The organism is Methylobacter psychrophilus (assembly GCF_025583945.1).
Taxonomy (GTDB): Bacteria; Pseudomonadota; Gammaproteobacteria; order Methylococcales; family Methylomonadaceae; genus Methylobacter_C; species Methylobacter_C psychrophilus.
Map to the genome: position 1 here is coordinate 1 of NZ_JAOEGU010000080.1, position 10,332 is coordinate 10,332.

At 42.9% G+C, this 10,332-nt stretch carries 6 protein-coding genes and 3 pseudogenes; 4 read left to right on the top strand and 5 right to left on the bottom strand.

Annotated elements, in window-relative coordinates; all coding sequences use genetic code 11:
- Positions 1-1,004: pseudogene (locus tag N7974_RS19295) on the top strand (IS3 family transposase); the annotation flags it as partial.
- Positions 1,005-1,415: 411 nt separating this feature from the next.
- Here N7974_RS19295 and N7974_RS19300 read toward each other — a convergent pair.
- The 3 genes and pseudogenes from N7974_RS19300 to N7974_RS19310 all read right to left on the bottom strand — a co-directional run.
- A pseudogene (locus N7974_RS19300) lies at positions 1,416-1,683 on the bottom strand (integration host factor subunit alpha).
- Between the two features lie 113 nt (positions 1,684-1,796).
- Complete coding sequence (locus N7974_RS19305; RefSeq protein ID WP_262967176.1) at positions 1,797-3,713, bottom strand: ATP-binding protein; 1,917 nt, start codon at positions 3,711-3,713, stop codon at positions 1,797-1,799.
- Between the two features lie 350 nt (positions 3,714-4,063).
- Positions 4,064-4,519 (bottom strand): annotated as a pseudogene (locus tag N7974_RS19310) (IS5 family transposase); the annotation flags it as partial.
- Between the two features lie 417 nt (positions 4,520-4,936).
- Between N7974_RS19310 and N7974_RS19315 the strand changes: the two are divergent.
- The 3 genes from N7974_RS19315 (at position 4,937) to N7974_RS19325 (ending at position 7,544) form a co-directional block, all read left to right on the top strand.
- On the top strand, positions 4,937-5,488 hold the full coding sequence (locus N7974_RS19315; RefSeq protein ID WP_262967177.1) for a tyrosine-type recombinase/integrase: 552 nt from the start codon (positions 4,937-4,939) through the stop codon (positions 5,486-5,488).
- Between the two features lie 222 nt (positions 5,489-5,710).
- A complete protein-coding gene (locus tag N7974_RS19320) occupies positions 5,711-6,040 on the top strand; it encodes a restriction endonuclease subunit S (RefSeq protein ID WP_262967178.1) in 330 nt (109 codons plus the stop codon).
- A gap of 4 nt (positions 6,041-6,044) precedes the next feature.
- Positions 6,045-7,544 carry a hypothetical protein gene (locus tag N7974_RS19325; protein ID WP_262967179.1) on the top strand — a complete coding sequence of 500 codons (1,500 nt, stop codon included), beginning with the start codon at positions 6,045-6,047 and terminating at the stop codon, positions 7,542-7,544.
- Positions 7,545-7,618: 74 nt separating this feature from the next.
- On the opposite strand, the gene istB is transcribed toward N7974_RS19325, so the two are convergent.
- On the bottom strand, positions 7,619-8,356 hold the full coding sequence (gene istB, locus N7974_RS19330) for an IS21-like element helper ATPase IstB (protein WP_262967180.1): 738 nt from the start codon (positions 8,354-8,356) through the stop codon (positions 7,619-7,621).
- Positions 8,349-9,830, bottom strand: coding sequence for an IS21 family transposase (istA, locus tag N7974_RS19335; RefSeq protein ID WP_262967181.1), 1,482 nt, complete (start codon positions 9,828-9,830; stop codon positions 8,349-8,351). The genes istB and istA overlap by 8 nt, the downstream gene beginning before the upstream one ends.
- Positions 9,831-10,332: the final 502 nt, after the last annotated feature.

Sequence of the window (10,332 nt, forward strand, 5' to 3'; positions counted from 1 at the left end):
CCCAGAATGATCCCGACAGGTTGTACGCCAAGATAGGGCAACTTAACATGGAACTGGACTGGCTAAATACCCGCACGGGGCACTAGAAAAAAGTCTGGGATCAACCTGTAGCAGAGCGGCAGAAATTACTCGGTTCCAGCGAGGAACTTGCGCTATCTACGCAATGTAAATTGCTCGCGGTCACGCGCTCGGTGGTGTATGCACGCCAAAAACATCTACTGAAAGTAGTTGATGAACATGAATGCCTGTTGTTGCAGTTGCTTGATGAAGAGTACACGCGCCACCCTTTTTATGGCTCACGGCGCATGACAGCCTACCTGTGTAAGCTTGGGCATCGAGTTAACCGCAAGCGGGTTCAGCGCTTGATGCGAACGTTAGGCTTGGTCGGTATGGCGCCTGGTCCCAATACCAGTAAGGCACACCCGCAGCACAAGATTTATCCGTATTTGTTAAGAGGGCTCGACATCATTCGTCCCAATCAGGTGTGGAGTACCGACATCACCTATATACGGATGCCGCGTGGCTTCGTGTATTTGGTGGCGATCATCGATTGGTATAGTCGCAAGATACTGTCCTGGCGGTTGTCGAACACCATGGAGGCGGGATTTTGTGTGGACTGTTTGGAAGATGCCATCAGGACCTATGGGACGCCTGAGATCTTTAATAGCGACCAAGGCTCGCAATTTACCAGTGATGCGTTTACTGGCGTATTGATTGATAACGGCATCACGATCAGTATGGATGGACGTGGTCGAGCTCTGGACAATATTTTTGTCGAATGGCTCTGGAGAACGGTTAAATATGAAGAAGTTTATTTGAAGCAGTATGACAGCGTACAGCGCTTGCTACTGGGATTGACCGACTACTTTATGTTTTATAATGAAGAACGGCCCCATCAATCATTAGGCTATGAAGCGCCCAGTGTGGTCTACCAAACTGCCACAGGAGGCGGTGCGAAGATTGTGGATAAATATGGAATGACTGAAACAGTAATTCTCGTATGAAAAAATGGGACAGCGCCATTCAGCTGGAGTGTGAACGGGGCTCTATCTTAAATTAAGATATTATTTGTCTGGACAGAGGGGTCCACTTTACACCATCGAATCTATAAAGACTGATTAAATTCCATTTTATTTTTGACTCAGAATGAAACAATCATTTTGCATTACGAACTAAGCTATTCATCAAGGCGAACCAAATGGCTTATGCAGAGCTGCAAAAATTACGGACTGCGTAACATCAGTTAAATAACTTTTGAACGGTTACTTATGCGTAAGACAGCTGTCCTTCATAAATCTGGGCTCTATGTCCGTAGTGGGGGCGAAACCGTCCGTTGAACAAAGAGCCAATTTCGTGTCCATCCCCACTTTGAAAGCCGCGTGATTTTAGGGTTAATTAAATGTCCACAGTTGCTTTCATTTGGAATTTAAAACACCCATCATGTCAATTTTTGCTTTAAGTCTGGCTTCAGGTTTGAAGGTGACAACACGCCGAGCAGTTATCGGTATCTCTTCGCCGGTTTTTGGATTTCTGCCGGGACGGGCAACTTTGTCACGAAGTTCGAATTTACCGAAGCCGGATATTTTGACGGATTCGGCACGTTCCAAAGTTGTTTTTTTTCTCAAAAAACAACTCGACTAGATCTTTTGCCATGGTTTTTTTTAAGCCCAATTCCTTGAGCAGTTGTGCAGCAACGGTTAATTAACCTCTAATTGCTATCTCCCTTATTTCAAAAAAGGCTCAGTATCTCTGATTTTTAGGCTAATTTATTTGTGCTTGGCACATGGGGCTGACAGTCAATTTCCTACGATTTTTAATTTTGTAGAAATCAAATCATTTTGTATTGGCGGTAGATTCATGTTTTTTCTTTGTTCTTCCAAGAATGGAGCGTTTTTAACTCTCTCATACAATTTCAACAATCGACTTTTAGCTCTTGTGATAACTATCTGATAATCCATAGGCTGAATAATACATCTTTCATTATTTTCTTTCCGCGCCTCTCTTTCAATTGGATCGACTGTACTGCCTAATACAAAACAGGTTACTTTAGTATCACGACTTATAAGCCCTTTTTGCATTAATTCCTTAACATATCTCCAGCATTGATCTTTTTCATTAGTACTAATGCATACTCCTGGCTTTTTTAGTTCAACAATAACTAATCTATCTACACCAATTTCTCCACCATCAATATCATAGGTTGGATAGGAATATGACCCAACTGTGCTATCTGGCAATATTGCAAAGTCTGGCCTATTTCTACTTCCTAATTGTTTTGAGTCAAAAAGCTTTTGGATTACTTTTGACATACCTTCATTAGATGTAAATTCTATGGTTTCATATTCCGGTCCAAAAATCCAAAGCCCTTGATGAAAAAGAGGCTGTAGATCTTGTACTTCTCTAGTATTGGTATCAAAAACTCGCTCTCTCAATTCATCCAAAAGTCTTAATCTAAGTTGCAACTCATCAAGAACTTCCTTTGCCAAATCCAAACTCCAATCAGCTAAAATATTATACAAATTGTCAATTTGATCTGAATTTAATTCGTGCAATTTATTCACAAGAGAGAATTTTGTATCAGATTGCTCCATTCTTACTAGAACACCGGCCAATTTGCTAAGGTCTTTCTCAGTAATCGATGTGCACTCCTCTTGAATCTGCTCAATAAAATCTTGCCAACGTTCGACTCGAAGTGGTGTAAGTTCACTTAGTTTTTGCTGATGTACATTCTTAATATTTTCTAGTGCTTTTTCTCTTTTTTGTTTTGTTTGTCCAAGTATGTGGGCTCTCACAAATTCATAAACTTTATCTCTAGCACTTTTAAATTCAATTGTATTATTGAAACCAGTCCAGTCTTGCTTTACAGTTTTTGCTAAAAAATCCGCACTTACAACAATTGTATGCCTTTTTGCTTCTGCGCTTCGTCCATCTATAATTTCGTCGAAACCATATTCCTTCCAATTAGCTTCACCTACTAAACGACCATTTACATGCCATGCAATACCATGCTGTTTGGTTGTCTTGTCAGATTCGATCGTGTCTATTATTCTTATATTAATAATATCGCCAGATTCAAGCACTATCATTTCATTGGCTATATTGCTTTCCGGTATGTCTGAGAAAGTAACTTTTACACCATTTACATAGCAAGAGAATGATGGATCTGTTAAAAACCTCATGCCAATTTCCGACCTTATGCTTTCCTCACAAATAGTTATATTTGATTTTGATCTAACAAAAACCTTAGTTCCTGATGCTTCTTGATTCTCAAAAACCTTGTGTTCGATCAGAGTAAATGGAGTTTCGCCAAAGCCGATTTTTACTTCAAATTCGATAGTTGAGCCGTTTTTGGTTGAACCAACAAAATACGAATTTCCAAAGCAAAAACCAGCAAAACGGCCAACGCCATTTCGGCCAAATACTGTTCGTTTTTTGTCGTTAACCAATATCGTATCGCCTTGGTTTGAAATCCGATCATAAGCTAGTGTTCTCCATCGTGATGAGAACTCTTCTTTTGTCAGTCCTTCACCATCATCTTCAATAGAAAAGTGCTGTTCGTTTTCACTGGATGGCCAAGTAATTGTTACTTTCTTGGCTCCTGCATCCCATGAATTTGCAACTAGCTCTACGATTGCAACTTTTGGATCATATAGAATATGTTTACCTACAAATTTTTCTAGAAAATTGGGACCAAAAAGGCAGGATTGTTCCATTGGTATAAATGCTCCATCAGTATTTTATATTTTAAATGCCCTTTTATAGTGCAATATTTCGGACAGTTTTGTTTTAATTAAAAAAATAGTCTGGAAGCCTCCAGCCTGGGAAGATACAGTCAACGACGATAACAGCCCAACAATCTAAAGGCTTCCATGCACTTAATAGAACCCATTCTGTACCAAATGTCCAGCGTGGCGAATCCGCAGCGTAAGTTCATGTTCATCTTCATCTTGTTAACAACCCTGACGTATCTGCTGGGACGGATAAAATGCGAATACTGTAATGGGAGAACTGTGGGAGTTTTTTTGTTTTATCAAGAACCCATTGACGCACTGAAATCCTGCGGAAGCGGGCTCCCCTTTTTATCCGTCAGGATACTTCGCTTGCAGCCGTTTTTTCCTCGATCCGTCGGGTTTCTACCAACAGCTTCCAGAGCCAAAGACGCTTTTACCATCGCACCATCAAGACTTTGCCATTCCCATGCAATACCTTCCATGTCATCGTATTCCATCAGGCCGCTTTTCCATAACTTTTCAAACAAGCCCGCAGCTTCCCAGTCAAGAAAATACTGATGAACAGAACGACTACTCCCAAATTCACTTTTCGGTATGGCCTTCTATTGACAACCGATTCGCAACACATAAATGATCCCTTCAAAAACCTTCCTCGGTGCTTGAGGTTTTTTTCCACCTCCGGCTTTACGTTGATATGCTTTACCTGCGTATTGCAGTCGCTTGGGTATCAATGGCTCTACACGCTCCCAAAATTCAGCAGAAACTTTCCAACTGGCTAATCTTTTCATAATATTACGATCCTTCAAGGGGGGGGTAAAAAATCGTAATTTTTCCATACACAAATATTTTTAACTACTTATTTACGGATAAGTTCTTAAGCTACTAGCAATCGCCATTAGATTTTAAGCGGAAATTTTATACAAAAGTGGCTTAAGAAAGTGTCCTATTTTACTTGACCATTACATGGCCACCTGGTTTCCAGTTGGCACTGTCGTTAACAACGGTGTTAATTTAATCACCCTTGTTCTCCAAATGCGATTGCGATGTCATTAGAAACAAATAAAATTTTAGGTGCGCGTTAAGACATTTTAAGTAACACAAGATACTTGTGTTACTTAGCATGTATATGATTTTGTTTACTTTGTTAGGCTTCACTGCTACTCTATGTAACACATATTTAAACTAATAAAAAATTAGTACATAGGATGAACGCCGTCGACGCCGCCAATAAAGCTGAAATTGCTATGATGCATGCTGTCCTAAACAACAAGTTTGGATCGCTCTATGCGGACATCTGGAAAGTGGGGGTCAATTTATCGCTGCGCATCAGTGACCTGCTCACATTAAAATACTCTGACTTGAATCTTGATGAGCGCTCGTTAAAGCTGACCGAAGCAAAAACGGGAAAGCTTAAGAACATTCGCCTGAATCCTTCTGCAATCGCTGTCATTGTCAGAAGGCAACAGGAAAATCCTGCCGATACCTGGTTGTTTCAAGTTAATAGCAACCGGGCCAAAGACAAGCCCGTGAGTCGGGTTTCCGTCAGTCGCGTCTTTAAAGATGCCGGAGAACTGTTAGGGCTAACCATCAACACCCATAGTATGCGCAAATCACGTGGTATGGCTATGTATAAAGATGGCGTACCGGTTGAAAAGATTGCCAAGGTGCTCAATCACTCGAATACCACGTCAACCCTGCGCTATTTGGGGATTACCCAAGAGGAAGTATTGAAGACCTATGATGATTATGAGCTTTAATTAAGTGGGTCGTTGCTCCATCTTTTGTTGCAGTGGCTAGACTGGTATGGATCGGCGCACGAATCCAAACAAGACCGTTTTTCTGCCTGACAAATCCACAACGCACCGTTATGTGCGACAATGCCTCAAGAAACGAACATTAAGCTCGTCCCAGTTGGTTCAGTTCTTATCGTAGTTAGGGGAATGATTTTGATTCATACCGTGCCAGTTGCTTACTCATAAGTGCCACTAACGATTAACCAAGATATGAAAGTACTCATACCAGCATCATCCCTGCATGGTTCGTATCTGCTTTGGATATTGAATGTTTTGCAGTCTCATCTTCTGAATATGGTTTCGATAGCAGCCCACGGAACTCGCAAGCTTGAAACTCCACGTTTGGAAAGCATGATGATTCAGTTGCCTCCACTAAAGGAGCAACTTGTTTTTTCTGAGCGCGTCGCGGAAATCCGATCCATTCAATCACAACAAACCACTGCCATAGCTAAGGCCGAAGCAATCTTCGACGTACTGCTGGCCAGCTGTTTCTCCCAGCCATTGACAGAAGGGTGACCGTATGAATAACGAAGGCGGTAACATTAATACTCATTCTGAGGCACATATCTACCTCACCGACTTCTTCGGTATAGATCCGCAAGTTCTCGAAGATTACGGGGCGTTTAATGTCTCTCTCATCAACGATCTGCCGCTATTTATTGATCCATTCCTTTTATTTGACAGCAAGAAGCCCGAATATAAAGCTCTCCACGACGAGATTATCAAATACGTCAAATTTCTGCGTGATGTGTCTCTTAATTCTGATATAGATAAAGGGCTAATTGACCATTGGTTTCGCTTCCCAGAGGTCAGCCAAAACTGGCTTGGATTCAGCCGTACCGGTAACAGGGGAAGTGGGCTAGGCAAGGATTTTGCCGCTACCCTCAATAGACACCTCCATCATGTTTTTAAGGACTTTGGGACTGAGACTGTAACGCGTGGAAGCCATTTGGAAAAACTGTGTCTGCTCGGTGATGGTGTCGGACGAGACCATTTAAGCGATTTCACAACAAACCTGATAAAAAGCTACTTACTCGAATACACCCAGACATTCGCAAAAAATCATATTACCTCATCTATGAGACAACTTTTCTGGGTGGATAAAGTCAGTTTTGACTACACCACGCGGCGCTGGAAACGCGGGCAGTATGAACTGCCCTGTTTTTCTGGAAGTTTTATACTCCTGTCACCTAAGGATATCCTGACCAAGGACGAAGCCTGGATTAACCGAAGCGATCTTTTAGGGCAATTCAGAGAAGTCTGTAATGCAGTGCCGGACAATCAGTTGCGTGCGCTGGTGGATGACTACTTCTTCAGTCGCCTCTCTGAAGATGCGAAAGAAAAAGAAATCCGCGAGGCAGCGGCGGCCACTGTTTCGCACTTTCCTCAACTTCTCGACTACTATATAAAACGGAAAGAGGACAATGGTGTCGAAGCCCACAAAGTTAGTGGTCTGAAGGTCAGAGAAACAGAAATTCAGTTTGTCGAACAAGTTAAAGCGCTCGTCGGCGACCATCTAGCGGGAACTGAATTCTATGAACTAGGGGATAGTTTTGAGGAGTCGCTTCGTCGGGTTAATTTTCTCAAGGATGTAATTGAGAATAATGATGGATATAGATTGTTTTATATGAAAGGAAAGCCACTACAGCGTGAAGCAGACTTGCAAATCATGTACCGCCTTACATGGTTCGCCTCCCCATTCGATGTTAATCGCGAGGTCAATAATGGGCGTGGCCCGGTTGATTTCAAGGTATCAAAAGGTAATATAGACAAGACGCTTGTTGAGTTTAAGCTCGCCTCTAACTCCAAATTGAAGCAAAATCTGAAACACCAAGTCGGCATTTATGAAGCGGCGAACGACACTGCGAAGTCGATCAAGGCTATCCTTTACTTCACAGAATCAGAGCTAACGCGGGTTCAGGCCGTTTTGAAGGAACTTGATCTGTTAGGTCGGCGAGACGTGGTGTTGATAGACGCATGTAACCACAATAAACCGTCCGCCTCCAATGTCTGCATGTAGGCTACATGTCCGGCGTCAACTATCCTGTCCGGCTGACGTCAATTACCTTGGCCGGTTTTGATTGAAAAAATAGGTTACTTTTTTAAGCTCTGTTTTTTACGATAACTTTCTCCTTCGATTTCAATAATGGTGGCGTGATGGATAATGCGATCAATAGCCGCGACAGTCATCATGGTGTCAGGGAAGATTTGATCCCATTGGCTGAAGGGTTGGTTAGAGGTGATGATTAAGCTCCCACTTTCATAACGATGTGCGATGAATTCAAATAATACCTGGGTTTCAGCATCGTTTTTTTTAACATAGCCGATATCATCAACAACCAGAACCTGATATTTATCCAGTCGTGTCATCGCTGTCATTAAATTCAGATCCCGCTTGGCTTGCTGTAGGCTTTGAACGAGTGCCACCGCTGAGAACCATTTGACGCGAACTTTCTGCTCTATTAACTGACCAGCAATGGCCGCAGCAATATGCGATTTACCGATACCCGAAGGTCCGAGCAATAAAACGTTTCCAGCATCATGAGCCCAGTCAGTCTGGTCTTTCAGCCCAATAACCTGTTGTTGAACGGGTGCGCTGAGTTCAGATAGAATAAGGTTGGCAAAACTTTTCCCTGGCGGTAAGCCTGCTTCTCGCGTCCATTTTTGCACCCGCTTTTGATAACGATCTGCCGCTTCCTGTTCACAAAGTCCCGATAAATAGCGGATATGACCATAACCCTTGTCAATAGCCTGCTCCTGATGGCGTTGATAATGCTGGCTAAAGGCCGGCAGTTTAAGTTCTTTCAATAATAAGTCGATAGTTTCAGGCATGACCAACAGCCTCCATACGATGCCAGCTGCCCTGCAACAATTGATCATAACTGTTTAAATCATGTTGTCGTGCGGGAATGGTTGGTACGGTTTGTTTACCTAAATAACGCTCTTGTAAGACCTTGAGGGTAGGCAGCGGTTTATTGTTATCAATCAGGGCTATTAATTCATTGCCTAAGCGTTCTTCACAATCATGATCCATGGCGATACGCAGTACACCAACTATCCATTTGCAGGCCTCTCTGGACTGAAACTGTTGATCACAGTTAAGCCACAATTTTCGATACGTCTCCGTGGGCAATAACTCATCCCTGAACTGTAAAAACCGGAACGCCTGCGGTTTAGCGGATAGACTATGAATAACATGTCGATAATCAATGCTTCGGCCCCGTTCATGACTACCGGCGTTAGGGTAAACACGAGGCAGTGTGCTGGTTAAGGTTTGGCCAACAAAAAAAGCCAGGCGATCATGGTAAACATGGACGCGAACGTTTTCACCAATCATTCTGGATGGCACGGTATAAAGCACCTTTTTGACTTCCAGGGTGCTGCTGCGCGTCACTTTCAGACTGAGCTCGCTATAATCCATGAAGCGCTCTCCCGGTAAAGCTTGTAAGGCCAGTTGCTCATCTTTAAAGCGGCCTTGGCAGCGTTTGTTTAGGCGCTCTGTAACCTTGTTTAGAAATGCCTGATAATCTTTGATGGCGGCAAAATCAGCACTTCCTCTCAGCTTTAGGGCTTGATCCAGTCGTCGTTTAAAGGATCCATGGGCACATTCAATCGCCCCGTTTTCATGGCTCACGCCACGATTATTGCGTGTTGCCCGCAAGTTATAATGGGCACAGAGCGCATCATAAGATTGCGTCAATTTCTGCTCTTCAACGCTGTTAATAAAAGCCGCACTTAAACTGTCGGTACGATGCTCAACAGGACTGCCACCGGCCAGCGTTAACGCTGACTGCAAGCCATCGGCCAAGGCGGAATAACTTTCACCGCCCAAAATGATCTGTACATAACGGCAACCACTATAAGCAAAACGAAACTGGTACAAGAGATGGGTAAACACTTTATTCTGGATGGTAATTTCGGTATTTGGATGACTGAAGTCTGATAAGCCTTGCTGTCCAGCCGGCACGGACTGACGAAAGATCACCACTTTCTCCGGTCCTTCGGTTGCTTTCCACTGTTTGACACGACGCTGAAGGGTTCGCAATACGCTAAAGGGAAATTTACCGGCATGTTCATCTTCCAGATATTCCCACAGTGTTAAGCCCGTTAGTTGCGCTTCTTTCTCTAGCAAGGGCACCAATTCTTTTTTCCAAATAGCTTCCAAAGGGTCTTCACGAGTACGCCAATGACGTTCTCCAGGAATTGATAATCGTTCACCTTTTTCTATTCTTCGACCGGAACGCTCAGAAATGGAGGCTTTAGCTGCTGCGGTTTCTTGGCTTTTTCCTGATTTACGTGTGTTCATATATAAACTCTCTTGACGTTGAGTGATACGTTTTCCAGGCAAGGGTAGACTCCAAAAAATTGAAATACACCCTTGTCCTACATATCGGTCAACCGGTCAAGATAATTGACGCCGACCGGACAGGGTAATTGTCGCCGAACACTACAAAAGGGGCGACCTCACAGTTATCAATACCCGCCGCCATAGCACAGGCGAGGATTGTCTAAAAAACGAAGGGTTTTTAAACAAAATGAAAGCCAGATGAAATCAAGTGCTTGCGTGTCTAAAAATCAAGTCTGAAAACTACTGGAAGGAAATTCGCCCACGCTTGCAGATCCCCCTGCGTCAGAATAGTTGTCGCCTCAAATTTTAAGAAAAAATAAAATTTGAGAGTAGAAATGAAAAAATATAAAAGGTATTCAGTAGGCTTCAGAGAGCAGGCCCTGGTAAAAGTATACAATCGTGGTAATGACCAATCAGTTCAGTCCGTCGCAAACGAATTGAATATCCATTTAACAACCTT